Here is a 16,904-nt window from a genome sequence, read left to right on the forward strand (position 1 = left end):
GCGCCAGCCATGTCGGCAGTTCTCAAATCTGGCCAGGCGCGCTTTAATCCTCAGCCGCGTGCGCTGGACTTGCTGGAGGTGCCCAATGAATTGGTGCCCGCAGCGTCCGTAGACGGTGCGCCCAAGGCATCCGAGGGCATTTGGATCAGTGCGTCTGACCTTGAAGCTTTGCAGGCCCGATGCGAAGCACGTGGCCGCCAGCTGGGCGCCTCCGACGCCAGCGCTGCAGCGGCGGCGCAGGTAAACGCCCGCAGCCAGCACATGCTGGAGGAGCGCATGCAAGTGCTTGCCACGGCGCAGCTTGAAAAGTGGCGCAGCCTCAGCTCGGCCGTGGCTGTTGAGACGCAAGCCTCACGAGAGGCTCTTCAATCGCAGGTGACCGAATGGACCTTCATCGCCGTGACTCGTTTGCTGGGTGAGGCTTCTATCGAATCAGTCGCTTCGGCGGTTCGCCAGGTGCTCTCTGAGGCCCGGATCGATGAACCGCTGACTGTGTTGCTCCATCCAAGGGACTTCGCTGATCTGCAGCTTTCGCAACGGCTCGATCCCAATGGCTGGCCAGCCAGCGTTGTGTTCAAGGCAGACGAGACGATCACCCTGGGCGGCTGCCGCATCAAGAGCTCGATTCGCAAGCTGGATGCGCGTCTGGAGGTTCAGCTGGCGCTGCTGCGTGGCGCCCTGGATCGCGCCCGTGAAGGCCGCCATGCGGGCTAAAGCTACACCCTCTTGGCCGCAAGCTCTGCATGAGCTGCCACTCTTCAGGGCGGTTGGCCGGGTCACGCGCGTCACCGACCTGGGTGTTGAATCGCTAGGTCCCGAATTGGCGCTTGGTGAGGTCTGCGAATTGCGCACACCGGAGGGCGAGCACATTGAAGCCGAGGTTGTTGCCATCCACGACGACCGCGCGATGTTCATGCCCTATGGCCATTGCAAGGGTCTGACAGTCGGTGCCGAGGTATTTGCGCGCCATGCGCAGCCCAGCATTGCGGTTGCGGATGGCCTGCTGGGTCAGGTGGTCGATGCCTTTGGCATTCCGCTGGGCGGTGAGGCGCTGCGAGGATCGGTGCGCCAGATGCCGCTGCATCCGTCGCCGATCAACCCACTGGATCGCGCGCCCATCCAGCATCCTGTCGATACCGGCGTGCGGGCCATCGACGCCCTGCTGCCACTCGGCAACGGCCAGCGACTCGGCATTTTTGCCGGCAGCGGCGTAGGGAAAAGTTCCTTCCTCGGCATGCTGGCTCGGAACATCCAGGCCGATGTCTCGGTCATTGCGCTTATTGGCGAGCGCGGCCGCGAGGTCAAGGAGTTCCTGGAGACGCGCCTGATCGCTGAAGCTCGCGCGCGCACCGTGGTTGTGGTGGCCACAGCCGAACAGCCGGCCGTCGTGCGCGCACGCGCGGCCTACGCCGCCACCAGCATCGCCGAGTATTTCCGCGACCAGAACAAGCATGTCTTGCTGATGATGGACTCGGTCACTCGCTTCGCGATGGCGCGCCGCGAAATCGACTTGGCCGCAGGTCAGCCACCGACCGCACGCGGTTACACGCCGTCGGTGTTCTCTGCAATCCCAGCACTGTGCGAACGCTGCGGCGGCATCGCTGGTGGCGGCAGCATATCCGCGCTCTATACCGTGCTGGTCGAAGGCGACGACCTGAACGAGCCCGTCGCGGATGCCTTGCGCGCGACGCTGGATGGCCACATCGTGCTCAGCCGCGAGCTGGCCAATGAAGGACATTTCCCGGCGATTGACGTGCTGCAGAGCGTCAGCCGCTTGGATAGCGCCTTGCTGGAAGCGCCAGATCTGGCTCTGGCCCAAGACCTGCGCTCGCTGCTGGCGATTCACAAGCGTCAGCATGAGATGGTGGACATGGGGCTCTACAAGGTCGGCAGCAACGCACGCCTCGACCGTGCGCTATCGAACTGGGAGCGCATCACCTCGTTCTTGCGGCAGCGCACAGACGAATGTTCCACCCGCCCGATGTCACGGCGCTCGCTTGTCCATGCACTGGCGCACGGAGAGTCCCCATGAACAAGAAGAAGCCTTGGTTGACGCTGGCGGCACGAGCGCAGCACTACAAGACTGTGGACAAGCAACATGCGTTGAGGCGAACAGTCAACGAGCTTGAAACGGCATCAACTCAGCACGTGAGCTTGCAGCATGAGTTGCAGCGCGTGGCAGGCCTTTGGCTTCAGCGCCGGCAGGACAGCCAGGTGGACGCTGCAACGGAAACCGCATTCTGCCGATTTCACGCGCACTTGCATTGGGGTGCTGAAGATGCACTGCATGCCAAGAAGGAGGCGCAGAGGCACCTCGAACTGGCCACCGATCAACTCAAGCACAGCTTTGGAAGCCAGAAGGTCTTGCAGCACTTCGTCACGCGCGTCGAGCAACAGCAATCGCGGGCGCGACAAGCCCAGGAACAGCAACTCACCGGAGAAGCCTGGCTCTTGCGCAGGAAGGGCCAGGAAACATCAGGAGATGAACCTTGACCACATTCTTTGATTCCTTGACTTTCAGGTCAGGCGTCGGGCTGCCGCCGGTCCGGGACGGTGCACAGCTCCAGCGCAGCCTGCTGTCTCAACTTGAGCGCCAATGGCTCGACGATTGGGCGGTGGCGAACCAGCTCAATACTGGCGCAGCCGCTGCTGCGGCGAAGCAACCCGCAGAGCGCCCAGCGACCCCGACCGAAGCCGGTAAGAACATGCTTCCGGGCGTCGCGTCGATGCCGATTGGTATGTCGGCAGCGATGCAAAGGCATTCGTCAACGGCAGCCGTGGCAAGCTCCGCATGCGCGGTTTCCACGGTGGGTCAGGACAGCACGCTGCTCCACGCTGGGTCGGCACGTCCTCAGGCATCCACTGACGAGCTTAGTGGCAGCGAGACTGATGCCTCTTGGAATGCAATTCCATGCTCTTCGACGGCGCCAATCAGCGCTGCTATGCCGGCCGGACCAGCTTCATCGACGGAAGTGCAGGTCAGCTCTGCGAGCCAAGCGACGGCAAAGGCTGCGATTGCGGCATCTGAGCCGAAGCCCCAAGCGCTGGTGGGGCGTCAATGCCTTGGTGGAATGAACGGCTTGCCGAAACCAACGGCACATTTGGAATCTGCCGGCACCGGCTCAAAAGCAGCGATCGCCAAGCTGTTGGCTGCAAAGGATCCGGAGTCGCAGCAGACTGCAGCCGCCGCCCTGGAGCCCAGTTCTCGACCCTCCACAGCCTTAGGCCCGCAAAGCTTGAACATGGGAGTCAACGCCGCATCGATCACGCTTGGCGCTGCGAAAGAGGAATCAAACGATTCTGAACCTTCCGCGCCGGCTCGTGGCGGCAAGGCACTTGCCAATCGGCCGGAAGAGGCGGAACCCAATCCAAGATTTCTCAGGCTTCGGGAGTTGAACTCGCAGGAGGCCATCGCCTCGCTGCGCGACACCGATCTGAATCGCCCCGACTCGCGGCGAGTGGCGCAAGGCTTGGCACGTGCGCTGATGGAAGCCGGCTACGAGCGCGTTCAGGTCGTCGTCAATGGCGTGATTGAGCGGCAAGGCGAAAGCAAGCAGAGCGCTGACGCTACTGAATACAAAGCCGGCGTGGCTGGCGACCAAGCCGCCATTCGACCCAACACCCGTTCAGGCGAGACCCAATATGGCGACTAGTGCAACTTCTGCGGCCGGCCAGATCAGCATGCAGGACTTCCTCAAGATACTCGTGACCCAACTCGGCAATCAGGACCCACTGAAGCCGATGGACAACCAGGAATTCGTCACCCAGCTGGCTCAGTTCACGTCCTTGCAGCAAACGCAGGAGATGAACGACAAGTTGGCTTCGCTGCTGTCGGTGCAGGCCTCCGCCCAATCGGTCGGTCTCCTTGGCAAGACCGTGGACCTGGAAACGGCAGCCGGGCCAAGCACCGGCACCGTGAGCGCCATTGGCTTCGCAGCCGGCGAACCCCGCTTGACAGTTCGCACCAGTGCCGGCGCCATCCTCGCCGACATCACCCTCGCCAGCCTAACCTCTGTCCGATAAGGATCACCATGCTTGACTCCATCTTCATTGGCACCAGCGGCCTGCAGGCCTTCTCAGCGGGCCTAAAGTCAATCAGCAACAACCTTGCGAACTTGAACACGCCCGGCTTCAAGTCCAGCAGCACCCTGTTTTCCAATCTGTATTACAGCTCATCAGGCAATGGCAGTGGTCAACTGACGGCTGACGCTCAGAAGTTCGGCGGTGGCGTCGCGCTCAACCACACGCTCTTGAATTTCCGCGCGGGCGAGCTGCGCCAGACGGGCAACCCGCTCGACCTGACCATCAACGGCGAGGGCTTCTTCATCACTCGCAAGGACGGCAACGGGGAGTCGCACTACTCCCGCGCCGGGCAATTCGAGTTCAACAAGGACGGCGTGCTGGTCGCGCGCGGCACCGACCAGCAGGTCATCGGCCTGGGTGCCAGTGGCGAGGAGCCGATCAGCCTCAATGGCCTGCGCATCAGCGCACCGAAGGCAACCAGCGCGGTCGTGATGACCGGCAACTTGTCCAGCAGCGTGGCCGACTTCAACATCACCTCCTTCAAGGTCATCGATTCGATCGGCGGTGAGCACGCGCTCAAGATGAACTTCACGCCGAAGGCCGGTTCGCCGGGAACATGGGTAGTCAAAGTACTCGACGGCACCAGGGAAGTGACGTCGGGAGAGATTCGATTTGCAGCTGGCTATGTCATGCCAGGCTTTGATCGGATCGATCTCAGCTACGCCCCGACCGGCGTTGCGACCAGCAACATCAAGCTCGACTTCTCGAGCAAAGTGAGTTCCTTCGACATGGGCAGCACGTCCTCCCTGACCGTAGGCTCGACCGACGGCTACACCATGGGCAGTCTGTCCAAGGTCAGTTTCGATGCCGACGGAACCATGGCGCTCGTCTACTCGAACGGGCAAACCGCCAAGGGCTCCAAGCTTGCACTCGCGGCGTTCGATGCCAATGCCATGCTGAGCCCGCAGGGCGGCAGCGAGTTCACATATTCCGCGCTCGGTGGCCTGCATGTGGGTGCGGCGAATCAGGGCTTGTTCGGCAGCATAGGAGCCAACCAGATCGAAGGTTCCAACGTCGACCTCGCCACTGAGTTCAGCGACCTCATCGTGGCTCAGCGCGGCTACCAAGCCGCGTCACGCATCGTGTCAACCGCGAATGACCTGATCCAGGACCTGCTCGACATGAAGGGCCACCGGTGAGCCTGATCCACCCCTTCTGCTGGGTGTCGGAAGTCGCCTTGGATCGCCTGGGCTCCGCCCTGCAGGCAGAGTTCAATGCCTGGGCCGTCGCCTGGGGCTTGCCTCAATCTTCGCGTAGCGACATGCAAGTGCTCCGAGTGCCCCCGGCCGAAGGCATGCCGGCAGGCGAGCAGCTGCTGTCTGCGTCCGCGGCATGCACTCGTGTACTGCGGAGCAAGTTGGTGCATTTGCTCTCCACGTCGCTTGGCGAGAACTCCACGGTGCTGGATTTGACAGCGAATCGACTGGCGGCCGATCTGATTGACCGCCTGCGCAAACGCTTCGCTGCCAACTCGGTGTCGAGCGCTGCGGCGGTGCTCCCGCTCGGTGACTGGGGTGTGCAAGCAAGGATTGCATGGCAAGGCTGCCAACTCAGTTTGGCCTTGTCTTGCAGTCAGCTGCGCTCGGGCGACCTGCTGCGCGCGGCGGCGCGGCCAAAGCTGGCCAAGGTCGCGGCGGAACACGTGTTGTCGCATCTGCCAGTCGACCTGGTGGCCGAAGTCGGACAAGTGAGCATCAGCGTTCCAGACCTCATCAACCTCGCTGTCGATGATGTGCTTGTCTTGTCACGTGGCCTCGACTCTGCCATCTATTTGAGTGCGCCAGGTTCCAGTCTGCGCCAGCTCGCACGGCTTGGTTGCTCCGGCACAGGCTCGCGCGCCGTGAGTCTTTTGGCCACCACTTCTGCCAACGCTTCCTTCTAATCTCCATGTCCATTCAACCCATTGATCTGCCGGTTCTCGGAGCCGCTGCTAGCACCAAGTCTGCGGCTCCGCCCTCACGGCTCGCTGCACTCTCCAACGTCAATGCAGAACTGACCATCGTGGCAGGACGGGCCACCAGCAAGGTTGGCGAAATCCTGTCGATGAAGGAAGGCACGGTGTTGACCCTGACGTCGCCACTGAATGCGCCTTTCGATGTGATGCTCGGTGAAACGGTCGTGGCGCGCGGTGAGCTGGTGGCCGTGGGCGACCAGTTCGGTGTGCGAATCGTGGAAGTCGCCGAAGGTCTCGTGGCATGAGTAAGGTCACTGCGGCTGCTGCGGCGTCGCATCCCTTGGGTCAGGCGCAAGCTATCGCACCTATCCCGTTCAAGACGGACGCCGCATCGGCCGGCCCCTCCGGCCAGCAATGGGGGCTCGCGCTGGTGCTTTGCATGACCTTGCTCGCGGCTGCAATGCTCTTGCTCAAGCGCCGCGGTGGCCGGGCTTTTCGCTGGGAGGGGCGCAGCCCCCTGCTGAACGTGCTGGAAAGCCGCGCAATTGGCGGGCAGTCTCAGCTGGTAGTGGCGAGCTACGCCGGGCGCCTGCTGCTCATCTGCACCGGCCCCGGTGGTACCAGCTGCCTGCGTGACGATCCTGATTCGGAAGCACTGGCCCGCGATGTGGGTAGTGATCGGCCATGAAGGCAACATTTCTGCGCATGGCCGCCGTCTTCGTCCTCGGGCTGATTGCGGGCGGCGCCTGGGCTGCAGCAACAGGTTCGGCCCAGTCCTGGGCTTGGGCTGACCGCGCGGCTCAGTCCCCTGAAATGGCATCGGCGCTGCGGATCTTTCTAAGCCTGACGGCACTGAGCTTCATTCCGGCCGTGCTGATCTGCATGACCTGCTTCGTGCGCATCGTTGTCGTGTTGTCGATGTTGCGGCATGCAATCGGCCTGATGGAGTCGCCACCCAATATCGTCATCATCACCATGGCCCTGTTCCTGACGCTGTTCTCCATGCAGCCGGTGCTAGAGCGCGTCAGTGCTGATGCCGTCCAGCCCTTGCTGAACGGCCGAATGCGAGTCGCGGCCGCAGCCGAGCGTGGGGCTGCTCCCATCAAGGAGTTCATGGTGCGGCAGACGCGCGAGCAGGACCTCGGGCTGATGATCGAGCTGGCAGGTGCCGAGCGGCCTCAAAGCCTGGCCGACGTGCGGCTTCAGCACTTGATTCCGGCCTTCATGCTGTCGGAGTTGCGAACCGCTTTCCAGATCGGCTTCATCATCTTCCTGCCCTTCCTGCTGATCGACCTGATCGTTGCCAGCGTCCTGATGGCTCTAGGCATGATGATGGTGCCGCCATCGACTGTCTCGGTGCCCATGAAGCTACTTCTCTTCGTGCTGATAGATGGCTGGAACATCGTTACCCGCTCCCTGCTCGGCACCATCCACTGACGCAGAGGCGGCTCGCTGGGCGCATCGGCAATCACCGGCTGAAAGGGCGGCGCTTGTCGATGCCTACACGTCCCTGGTGCGCCGGCTGGCGGCGAAGTGCTATGCGCGGCGCGGAGGAACCGAGCTGGAGTTTGCTGACCTGGTGCAGCTGGGAATGGTTGGGCTCCTGGAGGCGATAGATCGTTATTCGCCTGACCGCGGCGCCCGCTTTGAGACATTTGCAACCTACCGCGTTGAAGGCGCGATCCTCAACGGCTTGCCGGAATACAGCGAACTTCAGCGCCAGCTTGAGTTTCGCCGCCGCATGGTCAAGGAGCGATCAGCATCGATTCAACTGCCTGGCGAAGCGCAGCGCCCCGCCGATAGCGCCCTCGTGCGGCTTGCCGACCTGGCCGTGGGCCTCGCTCTTGGCTTCGCGCTTGAGGACTCCGGGATGTATCAGGATGAGGAGTCCAGCCGCCCAGACAACGCCTACGCAAGAATCGAACTTCAGCAACTGAGGGCTCGACTGGCAACGCTGGTCACGGGACTCCCAGACGGCGAGCGACGAGTCATCGAACGGCACTATTTCCAACAGATCCCTTTTGAGGAAATTGCGGCCGGGGTCAACTTGACGAAAGGGCGAGTTTCGCAATTGCACCGGGCTGGGCTGATGCGGCTGCGCGAGCTTCTGCGTTTGAACAAGGGCTTTGACGTTGTTGCCTAGGGGCAAGCCGGAGTCAAGGCTCGAGCATTGATAGCAGTTCGCCCATTGCCACTTGCATCAGGGCGGCGCTGCGCGGGTCCGATTCGATCGCTTTGCAGGTCTTTTCAACCAGCTCGGCAAACGGTGGATCGAGCTGGTGCTCGTCTCCGAATTCATCCAGCAATGCTGCCTCGACGAAGGTTCGCAATACCTCGCCCTGAGGAAGCTGGCCCTCGGTTGATCGCAGGGCCTTGAGTTTTCCAGGGAGACGTAAAACAGCGCTTTTGCGCTGCGACGCTGTCGCACCTACCGCGCCGCCCACTGAGGAATGGGCGCCCTTACTGTGCTCCGGCCGATTGTGCGTCTCAGCCAGTTCCGTACGCAGCAGTTTCAACGTTCGCGCTAAGGACTGAATCGGTGTTGTCATGTGCGGCGAAATTGTCGGGCAAGCGCACTGAAGCGTCGGGTGAGCGCTCCTCGGCTCGTACTTGGATGCAGACACTCGTGAGCGTCGAAATCGCCATGCCGAGGTAGAAATGGTAGGCCGTGCAGGACTTGAACCTGCGACCAAAGGATTCCGGTTTGCGGCCATTTCTGACCTCCCTGGACTATGCCTTCGCCATGTGCTCGAACGCAGTTAGGCGGGCGCCGTCTAGTCTCTACACCTTCCCCGGAGGGCTTGGCTCGGCATTGCCTTGCACCGCAGCTGCGGCCTTCAGGTTTCACCGAATTTGACGCCATTCACGCGGGCGCTTTCGCATCCCGGTGCACAACTTTCGCTATGAGTCCTCTGCTCTAACCAACTGAGCTAACGGCCCACTTCTACAACGAAGACGATCATAACGCAGCGCTATGACTCGCAAGATTCGCATTTGGCCGAGTCATCTTTATTCAGAGGCACGTTCAGCCCCTCGCTTTGGCCAGCCGGGCAGCCAGCTCAACATGCTGCAGCTTGAACTTGTCTGCGCTCCTCTTGAGTCGGTTCAGGTTCTGAAGCTTCCACTGAAGGGCGGGCAACTGCTCCAGATGGGTATAGGGCAGTAGCGACCAAGCCGGCTCGGCCTGCACCATGGACAGCAGGAAGTCACAATGCCGGGGCAACAGCGCACGAGGGAGTTCGTCCAGCATGTACCGCCGCGTAGCCAGCAATGCGTCCAGTTCGACCGGCATGGTCGTCATTCCTTCGAACTCGGCCTTGAACACAGCCTCCAGTGGCTTCTCATTGGGGAACAGCACTTCGTGAGTCGGGCGGTTGTGGCCGGCCAGGTAAACGACGAAGCAGTCCAGCAGCGGCTCCTGCCAGCCATGCGTGTCGAGCATCAGCTGCACGTCGAACAAGTCGCGGGGATGCTGACGATCCAGGGCAGCGACCAGCTTGCTGCCGTAAAGCTCTGGGGCGGCCAGCACAGGCACCTGGATGTCCGCCGCGAACATCTGTTGGGCGGTCGGGGTGAGCGAGCGCCTTTGCGGAGGCAGCACGGTGCCGCGGAAGACGAAGTTGACCTCGACCTTGACCTCTGCATCGGCGCTGCGCACGAACATCTTGGCTTCGGTGCCGTCCTTGTTCTTGCGCAACTCGACCTCATGCCCCAGAGAGGCTACGCGCTGCTGCGCCGCAGCGAGCTCTGCGCCGATAGCCAGCAACGCATCCCCGCGCACCAAGTCGTGGCGAATGAAGACCCCGTCGATGTCCACGGACAGGCGCGGCATGTCCTGCACGAAGAGGTTGAGCGCCGTGCCGCCCTTCATCGCGAGCAAGGGTGTATCGAACACTGCAGGCGCGATGTCAAGCAGCAGTTGGACCGTCCGGATGTAGGCGTCATTCATGTCGGGCGCTTCAGGTTGAGCCGCTCGCCGGACTTGGTGGTCGATACCCAGCGGCGTCCGCCACCCAGGCGCTCGCTGTGCTGACGAGCCAGGTCGGCCCAGGACAGTTCCAGTTCCTCGGCCAACGCGTGCGCCAGACGGGCTACCTTGATGCGCTTGAGATGCGACAGGAGTTCGTCCAGAACAGGCAACCTCAGCGACCGCGCACTCTCCAGCAGGTTTCGAGCCTCCTCGAGTTCCTGACCCTTGCCTACATCGCTCAGCAGCTCCAGCAGCGCCCGCTCCGGCGTGGAGACGGGGACGTCGGCGCGCCCACCGGGCATCGGGGCGATACCGACATTGGTGCCCAGCCCTTGGTCGAAGAGGTGGGTGGCTTGGTAGTCGGCCGGGAACACCGCCGTGAACCACGCGGGCAGCGTGGCCGGCTTGTCGCCCCAGAGGATTAGTAGCTCCCTGACAGCCAGGTTGTGCCGAACCCCGCGCCAGGCCAGTGCGGTCTTGCCGGCGACATGCAGCCCAGGGATGAGTGCCACCAGCTGAGCCAGACTGGCATCGCGGTTCAATTGATCGCCGGGCAGGACGTAAACGCCGTGCCCCAAGCGCTGAAGCCAGCCATCCTCGGCAAGCCGGGCGACTTGCTTGGCACTGAAACCGCGCTCCTGCAGCCATGCAGAGGCCATCGGGGCACCACGAGGCACCTTAGGCAAGAGCTGACGGAATAGAACAGACGGAGAAGTTCCCATTTGGCGGGAATTTTATGGAATTTTTCATTCCATTGTGCGGGAATTCCGCTCGACTACGGCTGGCATCCCGATTGGCAATGCAGTTGTTACGCATAGAAATGTTCACTAAATTCCCGTTTAACGGGTTTGTTGGGGATTTTTCTATTCCAACTTCAAGCCCAGCGTGCCAGTTGCGTACTCCTGCCCGATCCGATAGCCCATCGCCCGGTAACCCCGCTGCCGGCTTCTCCCACATGCGCAGCAGCGCCGGATGCCCATGCCTGACAACGAAGGCAAGCTCACCCAGGCGCTGATGAACGCCGTGCTGCTGCGCAAGGGAGGCGTCTGCTTCAGCCTACTTGCCGTGCGCCGACAGCGCCTGGCTGACCATGCGGGAGGTGATGTCCACGATCTGGATCATGCGGTCGTAGGCCATGCGGGTGGGGCCGATCACGCCCAGGGTACCGACGACCTTGCCGTCGATCTCGTAGGGGGCGGAGACGACCGAGAGCTCTTCGTAGGGCACGACCTGGCTCTCGCCGCCGATGTAGATGCGCACGCCCTCGGCGCGGCTGGACACGTCCAGCAGACGCATCAATTGCGTTTTCTCTTCGAACAGACCAAACAGGCGGCGCAGGCTGCCGAGGTCGTTGCTGAAATCCTGTACGGTGAGCAGGTTGCGCTCGCCGGAGATGATCAGATGCTCTTCGCCGGTGCCCAGCGCGTCAGTGCCGGCCTGGACGGCGGCTTGCATCAGGCCGGCGATTTCGCCGCGGAGTTCGTCCACCTCGCTCTTCAGCCGCTCGCGCACCGACTCCAGCGTCAAGCCGGCGTAGTGCGCGTTGAGCCGGTTGCTGGCCTCGGCCAGTTCGCTCTGGCTCAGGTCTTGCGCGGTGAAGATGACGCGGTTCTGCACGTCGCCGTCGGGCGAGACCATGATCACCAGCACCCGGCGGTCGCCCAGGCGCAGGAACTCGATGTGATGGAACACGCTGGCCTTGCGCGGCGCCGTGACCACGCCGACAAAGCTCGAGAGATTGGAAAGCAGGTTGGCCGCGCTGGTGATCACGCGCTGCGGCTGGTCGGGCTGCAACTGCTGTTCCAGGGGCTTGGGCTCCATCAGATGGGGCTGGGCCGTCAACATCGTGTCGACAAACAGCCGGTAGCCGCGCGGCGTGGGTATGCGGCCGGCCGACGTGTGCGGGCTCGCTATCAGGCCCAGCTCTTCCAGGTCGGCCATCACATTGCGGATGGTGGCCGGCGACAGTTCAAGGCCAGATGCCTTGGACAGCGTGCGCGAGCCCACAGGCTGGCCGTCGGCGATATAGCGTTCGACCAGGGTTTTCAGCAATGATTTGGAGCGCTCGTCCAGCATGGTTTTCATTGTACGGACACCCGCATCCTCGCCTGTTCGGGACAAGCCCCTGTGGTGTAATTCCCTCCATGGCCAAGCGTTTTCGACATGCGGCAATCGTGGGCAAACATCAGGCGCGGGGCATCAGACCGCTGCTGGAGGAGATTGCCGAGTTCGTCACAGGCCTCGGCCTCGACGTCTCGCTCGAACTCGAGACTGCCCAAAACACCGGAATTACCGCCTACGAGGCATTGAGTCCCGACCAGCTCGGGGCGAACTGTGACCTGGCCATCGTGGTCGGTGGCGACGGCACGATGCTCGGTTTCGCCCGCCAGATGGCAAGGCACGCCATTCCGCTGGTGGGCATCAACCAGGGGCGGCTCGGCTTCATCACCGATATCTCGATCGAGCGCTTCCGCGAAGCGCTCGAGCCCATTCTTGTGGGCGACTATGAGATGGAAAAGCGCGCCGTGCTTGAGGGGGCTGTCTGGCGGGATGGCGAGTGCATTTTCGAGGGCCTGGCGCTGAACGACGTGGTCGTGAGCCGCGGCGCCACGTCGGGCATGGTGGAGCTGCGCGTTCAGGTGGGCGAAGAGTTCGTCGCCAATATGCGGGCCGACGGCGTGATCGTCGCTTCGCCCACGGGCTCGACGGCCTACTCACTCTCAGCCGGCGGCCCGATCCTGCACCCCAGCATTGCCGGCTGGGTGCTCGTGCCGATTGCTTCGCATGCGCTGTCCAACCGCCCCATCGTGCTGCCCGACCAGGGCGGCGTGCTGCTGGAGATCGTGGCCGGCCGCGACGCGAGTGTGAATTTCGATATGCAGAGCCTGGCGAGCCTTCTGCACGGCGACCGCATCAGCGTGCGCCGCTCGGAGCACCAGGTTTGCTTCCTGCATCCCAAGGGCTGGAGCTACTACGCGACGCTGCGGCGCAAGCTGCGTTGGTACGAAGGGGTGGCCTGATGCTGCGCCGCCTTTCGCTTCGCGATTTCGTAATAGTCCCCTCGCTGGAGCTGGATTTCAGCGCCGGCTTCGCCGCCCTCACCGGTGAAACCGGCGCCGGCAAGTCGATCTTGATAGACGCACTGCAGCTCGCACTGGGCAGCCGCGGCGACGCTGGCGTGGTGCGCGAAGGCGCGGCCAAGGCCGAGATCACCGCAGAATTCGACCGCCCGACGAGCCTCTCAACGTGGCTGGATGAGGCCGGCTTCGACGCCGATTCCGAGAGCCTGCTCCTGCGCCGCGTGATCGACGCGCAAGGCAAGAGTCGCGCCTGGATCAATGGCAGTGCGGCCACGGTCGCCCAATTGCGCGAGCTGGCCGATCACCTCGTAGACATCCACGGCCAGCACGCCTGGCAAGGCCTGACCCGCGCGCCCGCGGTACGCGCCTTGCTCGATGCCTATGCAGGCCTGAATACTGCCGCCCTTGCCAAGTCCTACGGTGACTGGCGCGCTGCGAGCGAGACGCTGGAGAGCGCCCGTAGCCGGTCCGCCGAGTTGGCTCGCGAGCACGAACGCCTGGCCTGGCAGATCGGCGAGCTGGACCGCCTGTCGCCTGGCGAGCAGGAATGGGAAGAGCTCAATGCCGAGCACCAGCGCCTCTCGCATGCCGCCTCCTTGATGGATGCCGCGCGCGGCGCCCTGGATGCGCTGAGCGAATCCGAGCCCAGTGCCGAGCGCCTGACCGAGCGCGCGCTGGACGGCCTCCAAGCGGTGCTCGATTACGACCCGCGCTTGCAACCCGCAGTCGAGGCGCTGCTTGGTGCGCAAGCGCAGATGCAGGACGCCGTTCACACCCTGAGTTCCTATCTGCATGGCGCGGAGCAGGAGCCGGAACGTCTGCAGCAACTGGATGAGCGCCTCTCGGCCTGGATGCAGATGGCGCGCCGCTATCGCCGCCAGCCCGCCGAGTTGCCGGGTCTCCTGAATGAATGGAAGGCCGAGCTGCAACAGCTCGAAGCTGCAACTGACCTGGCCGCGCTGGAACAGGCACAGGCCGCAGCGCGCAAGGCCTTCGAGCTGGAGGCCAAGCGGGTCAGCACGGCGCGCGGCAAGGCCGCGCCGCAGTTGTCTGCAGCCGTGAGCCAGGCGATGCAGCAGCTGGGCATGGCAGGTGGGCGATTCGAAATTTCCTTGCTGCCGCAAGAGCAGCCGCAGAGCTTCGGCCTGGAGTCGGCTGAGTTCCTGGTGGCTGGCCATGCCGGCAGCACGCCGCGTCCGCTGGCCAAGGTCGCGTCTGGCGGCGAGCTTTCGCGCATCGCGCTGGCGATTGCGGTCACGACCTGCCAGCTGGAAGGCCAATCGGCCGGCACCCTGATCTTTGACGAGATCGACGCCGGCGTTGGCGGTGCCGTGGCCGAAACCGTGGGCCGGCTGATGAAGCAACTGGGGCGCTCGTCACAGGTGCTGGCTGTCACCCACCTGCCCCAGGTTGCCGCTTGCGCGGACCAGCATTACGTCGTCTCCAAGGCCTTGCACCACGGCGTCACCTGCAGCGATGTGCAGCCGGTGTCCGGCGAGGCACGCGTGGCCGAAATCGCCCGCATGCTGGGCGGCGAACGTCTCTCTTCCACCAGCCTGGCCCATGCGCAGGAGATGCTGACGCTCTCCGCGAAGCCGGCCAAGGCCGCCAAATCATGATCAGCACCAGCCCTGCCCCCTTGATTGATATCGGCGTCAGCCCCACTGGCGCCGCCGATCTGGTGCTCCTGACGGGTATGTCGGGCGGCGGCAAGTCGGTCGCCATGCATGCCCTGGAAGACGCCGGTTTCTTCTGCGTGGACAACCTGCCGCCCGAATTGCTGCCGCAGTTCCTGATGCTGGAAGAACGCCGCGGCAAGCGTCGCGTGGCCATCGCAGTGGATGTGCGCAGCGCGGGCTCCTTGCCGCATCTGCTGCCGCTGATCAAGCAATTGCGCAGCGAGGGCACGGCCGTTCGCTCGATCTTCCTGGATGCCAATACCGAGGCGCTGATGCGCCGTTTCTCGGAAACGCGCCGTCCTCACCCGCTGCGTCAAGACGACACCTCGGGCGACGACGCGCATCGCGCGCTGCTCGATGCAATCCAGCTGGAACGAGAGCTGCTGGCCGCGCTGCGGGTCGAATCGACCGTGATTGACACCAGCCTCTTGCGCCCCGCGCAACTGCGCGCCTGGGTGCGCGACCTGGTGGCGGTCAAGGGCGAATCGCTGACTCTGGTGTTCGAGTCATTCGCCTTCAAGCATGGCGTGCCGAGCGACGCCGATTTCGTCTTCGACGTGCGGGTGCTGCCCAACCCCTATTACGACCGCGAGCTGCGCCCGCTGAACGGGCGAGACAAGCCGGTGGCGGCCTACCTGGAAGACCAGCCCGAGGTGCGCCTGATGCTGGCGCAGATCGGCTCCTTCATCGGCCAGTGGCTGCCCAGCTTTGCTGCCGACCAGCGCAGCTACCTGACGATTGCCATCGGCTGCACCGGCGGCCAGCACCGCTCGGTCTATCTGGTGGAGACGCTGACGCGCCAATTCGCCTATCACGGCCAGGTGCTCAAGCGGCACCGCGAGCTGGACTACCGCTGAAGCCTCAGCCGGCCTGGCTGGTCTTGTTGCCCGATATCAGCAGCGCGAGCAAGACCACCGAGGCGATGGGCACGAAGACGATGAGTGCGATCAGCCAGGGCAGCAGCGAGCGGCCGCTCAGCTTCAAGGCCTGGGCCATGAAAACCCAATGGGCCACCATGGCGCCGGCAATACCCAGGCTCAGCATGCTGGCTCGCAGGGCTGAAATCTCTTCTTCGCCGTTATTGCCCATGATCAGGAGCCCCAGGCACACGGCACCGACCAGCATGGCGATCAGGGCGGACTCGATGGCATTCTTCACTGCAGCATTCATGGTTCGCTTGTCTCCTCAACCAAGCAATTTCTTCAGCGGCGCGGGCAGCGCATAGCTGGCCAGTTTCTCGCGAGCTACCCATTGTCCAACGCCGGCCGCCTGATAGCCATTGGTCAGAACGGCCCGACGTGGATGCAGTATCCAGTCGAAATGCGTCAGGGCATGTTCGATGCGGGGCAGGACTTCGGGCTCCAGGCCTTCGGCAGCCAATAGCAGCGCGGCCTCGTCGTCAAACAGCGGCAGGGTCCAGAGGCCCGCCCAGACGCCCGTCTCCGGTCGCTGCTGCAAGAGCACCTCGCCCGCCGGATTCTCCAGCCACAGCCACCAGTTCTCGCGCCGGCCGCGCTTGAGCTTGCGCGTCTTGACCGGGTAGCGCTCGGTCTCCCCGGCCGCGCGCGCTGAACACAGCTCGGACACCGGGCATAGCAAGCATTGCGGCGAGCGGGTCGAGCAGATGCTGGAGCCCAGGTCCATCAGGCCCTGCGTATAGGCCGTGATGCCCTCGTCCGGCAGCAGCGCTTCGGCATGTTTCCAGAGCAATTTCTCCTGCGCGCTGCTGGCCATGTCGCCCTCGAAAGCCAGCAGGCGCGTCAAGACCCGCTTCACATTGCCGTCGAGGATGGCCACGCGTTCACGGAAACAAAAGGCCGCAATGGCCGCTGCCGTCGAGCGGCCAATACCGGGCAGCTCCTCCAGTTCGACCGCTGTGCGCGGGAAAGCACCGTCCGGCCGCGCCGCCACGGCAACGGCGCAACGGTGCAGATTGCGGGCCCGGCTGTAGTAGCCCAGCCCTTGCCACATGGCCAGGACCTCATCGAGCGATGCCGCCGCGAGATCTGCAACAGTCGGGAAGCGCTGCAGGAAGCGCTGGTAGTAGGCCAGCACGGTCGTCACCTGGGTCTGCTGCAGCATGATTTCGCTGAGCCAGACACGGTACGGGTCCTGCGTGTTCTGCCAAGGCAGCTCATGCCGGCCATGCTTGCGTTGCCAGGCCACCAGCAGAGGGCCGAATTCCATGGGTAGCTTCA

The 16,904-nt window shown here is 63.5% G+C and carries 20 protein-coding genes; 14 read left to right on the forward strand and 6 right to left on the reverse strand.

Features of this window, described 5'->3' with window-relative positions:
* Positions 1-9: 9 nt before the first annotated feature.
* Genes V3596_RS17355 through V3596_RS17405 form a run of 11 tightly spaced genes read left to right on the forward strand, consistent with a single transcriptional unit; the run spans position 10 to position 8,120 of the window.
* Positions 10-714 carry a FliH/SctL family protein gene (locus V3596_RS17355; protein ID WP_334279060.1) on the forward strand — a complete coding sequence of 235 codons (705 nt, stop codon included), beginning with the start codon at positions 10-12 and terminating at the stop codon, positions 712-714.
* Positions 704-2,032 (forward strand): FliI/YscN family ATPase, encoded by a 1,329-nt coding sequence (locus V3596_RS17360; RefSeq protein WP_334279061.1) that lies wholly within the window; start codon positions 704-706, stop codon positions 2,030-2,032. The genes V3596_RS17355 and V3596_RS17360 overlap by 11 nt, the downstream gene beginning before the upstream one ends.
* Positions 2,029-2,493 (forward strand): hypothetical protein, encoded by a 465-nt coding sequence (locus V3596_RS17365; protein WP_334279062.1) that lies wholly within the window; start codon positions 2,029-2,031, stop codon positions 2,491-2,493. The genes V3596_RS17360 and V3596_RS17365 overlap by 4 nt, the downstream gene beginning before the upstream one ends.
* A complete protein-coding gene (locus tag V3596_RS17370; protein WP_334279063.1) occupies positions 2,490-3,653 on the forward strand; it encodes a hypothetical protein in 1,164 nt (387 codons plus the stop codon). Before V3596_RS17365 ends, V3596_RS17370 begins: the two co-directional genes overlap by 4 nt.
* Before the next feature lie 28 nt (positions 3,654-3,681).
* Positions 3,682-4,023, forward strand: a complete 342-nt coding sequence (locus tag V3596_RS17375) for a flagellar hook assembly protein FlgD (RefSeq protein ID WP_334279064.1) — start codon at positions 3,682-3,684, stop codon at positions 4,021-4,023.
* Between the two features lie 8 nt (positions 4,024-4,031).
* Positions 4,032-5,222 carry a flagellar hook protein FlgE gene (locus tag V3596_RS17380; RefSeq protein WP_334279065.1) on the forward strand — a complete coding sequence of 397 codons (1,191 nt, stop codon included), beginning with the start codon at positions 4,032-4,034 and terminating at the stop codon, positions 5,220-5,222.
* A complete protein-coding gene (locus V3596_RS17385) occupies positions 5,219-5,965 on the forward strand; it encodes a FliM/FliN family flagellar motor switch protein (protein ID WP_334279066.1) in 747 nt (248 codons plus the stop codon). The genes V3596_RS17380 and V3596_RS17385 overlap by 4 nt, the downstream gene beginning before the upstream one ends.
* 5 nt (positions 5,966-5,970) lie before the next feature.
* Positions 5,971-6,282 carry a FliM/FliN family flagellar motor switch protein gene (locus V3596_RS17390; RefSeq protein ID WP_334279067.1) on the forward strand — a complete coding sequence of 104 codons (312 nt, stop codon included), beginning with the start codon at positions 5,971-5,973 and terminating at the stop codon, positions 6,280-6,282.
* On the forward strand, positions 6,279-6,665 hold the full coding sequence (locus V3596_RS17395; RefSeq protein WP_334279068.1) for a flagellar biosynthetic protein FliO: 387 nt from the start codon (positions 6,279-6,281) through the stop codon (positions 6,663-6,665). The genes V3596_RS17390 and V3596_RS17395 overlap by 4 nt, the downstream gene beginning before the upstream one ends.
* Positions 6,662-7,414 carry a flagellar type III secretion system pore protein FliP gene (gene fliP / locus V3596_RS17400; protein WP_334279069.1) on the forward strand — a complete coding sequence of 251 codons (753 nt, stop codon included), beginning with the start codon at positions 6,662-6,664 and terminating at the stop codon, positions 7,412-7,414. The genes V3596_RS17395 and fliP overlap by 4 nt, the downstream gene beginning before the upstream one ends.
* Positions 7,368-8,120, forward strand: coding sequence for a sigma-70 family RNA polymerase sigma factor (locus tag V3596_RS17405; RefSeq protein WP_334279070.1), 753 nt, complete (start codon positions 7,368-7,370; stop codon positions 8,118-8,120). Before fliP ends, V3596_RS17405 begins: the two co-directional genes overlap by 47 nt.
* Before the next feature lie 13 nt (positions 8,121-8,133).
* Here V3596_RS17405 and V3596_RS17410 read toward each other — a convergent pair whose 3' ends face one another.
* The 4 genes from V3596_RS17410 to hrcA all read right to left on the reverse strand — a co-directional run bounded on the left by V3596_RS17410 (position 8,134) and on the right by hrcA (position 12,023).
* Positions 8,134-8,526 (reverse strand): molybdopterin-binding domain-containing protein, encoded by a 393-nt coding sequence (locus V3596_RS17410; protein ID WP_334279071.1) that lies wholly within the window; start codon positions 8,524-8,526, stop codon positions 8,134-8,136.
* Between the two features lie 476 nt (positions 8,527-9,002).
* Positions 9,003-9,926, reverse strand: coding sequence for a nucleotidyl transferase AbiEii/AbiGii toxin family protein (locus V3596_RS17415; protein ID WP_334279072.1), 924 nt, complete (start codon positions 9,924-9,926; stop codon positions 9,003-9,005).
* Positions 9,923-10,669, reverse strand: coding sequence for a type IV toxin-antitoxin system AbiEi family antitoxin domain-containing protein (locus tag V3596_RS17420; protein WP_334279073.1), 747 nt, complete (start codon positions 10,667-10,669; stop codon positions 9,923-9,925). Before V3596_RS17420 ends, V3596_RS17415 begins: the two co-directional genes overlap by 4 nt.
* Before the next feature lie 334 nt (positions 10,670-11,003).
* The gene (gene hrcA / locus V3596_RS17425) at positions 11,004-12,023 is read right to left on the reverse strand and encodes a heat-inducible transcriptional repressor HrcA (RefSeq protein ID WP_334279338.1); all 1,020 of its coding nucleotides are present in this window, start codon (positions 12,021-12,023) and stop codon (positions 11,004-11,006) included.
* 68 nt (positions 12,024-12,091) lie between these two features.
* Between hrcA and V3596_RS17430 the strand changes: the two genes are divergently transcribed.
* Genes V3596_RS17430 through rapZ form a run of 3 tightly spaced genes read left to right on the forward strand, consistent with a single transcriptional unit; the run spans position 12,092 to position 15,563 of the window.
* The gene (locus V3596_RS17430; RefSeq protein WP_334279339.1) at positions 12,092-12,967 is read left to right on the forward strand and encodes an NAD kinase; all 876 of its coding nucleotides are present in this window, start codon (positions 12,092-12,094) and stop codon (positions 12,965-12,967) included.
* Positions 12,967-14,646, forward strand: a complete 1,680-nt coding sequence (gene recN / locus V3596_RS17435; protein WP_334279074.1) for a DNA repair protein RecN — start codon at positions 12,967-12,969, stop codon at positions 14,644-14,646. The genes V3596_RS17430 and recN overlap by 1 nt, the downstream gene beginning before the upstream one ends.
* The gene (gene rapZ, locus V3596_RS17440) at positions 14,643-15,563 is read left to right on the forward strand and encodes an RNase adapter RapZ (RefSeq protein WP_334279075.1); all 921 of its coding nucleotides are present in this window, start codon (positions 14,643-14,645) and stop codon (positions 15,561-15,563) included. Before recN ends, rapZ begins: the two co-directional genes overlap by 4 nt.
* 4 nt (positions 15,564-15,567) lie before the next feature.
* On the opposite strand, the gene V3596_RS17445 is transcribed toward rapZ, so the two are convergent.
* Positions 15,568-15,876, reverse strand: coding sequence for a hypothetical protein (locus V3596_RS17445; protein ID WP_334279076.1), 309 nt, complete (start codon positions 15,874-15,876; stop codon positions 15,568-15,570).
* Positions 15,877-15,891: 15 nt separating this feature from the next.
* Complete coding sequence (gene mutY, locus V3596_RS17450) at positions 15,892-16,893, reverse strand: A/G-specific adenine glycosylase (protein ID WP_334279077.1); 1,002 nt, start codon at positions 16,891-16,893, stop codon at positions 15,892-15,894.
* Positions 16,894-16,904: the final 11 nt, after the last annotated feature.

Source organism: Roseateles microcysteis, assembly GCF_036880965.1.
Taxonomy (GTDB): Bacteria; Pseudomonadota; Gammaproteobacteria; order Burkholderiales; family Burkholderiaceae_C; genus JAUASW01.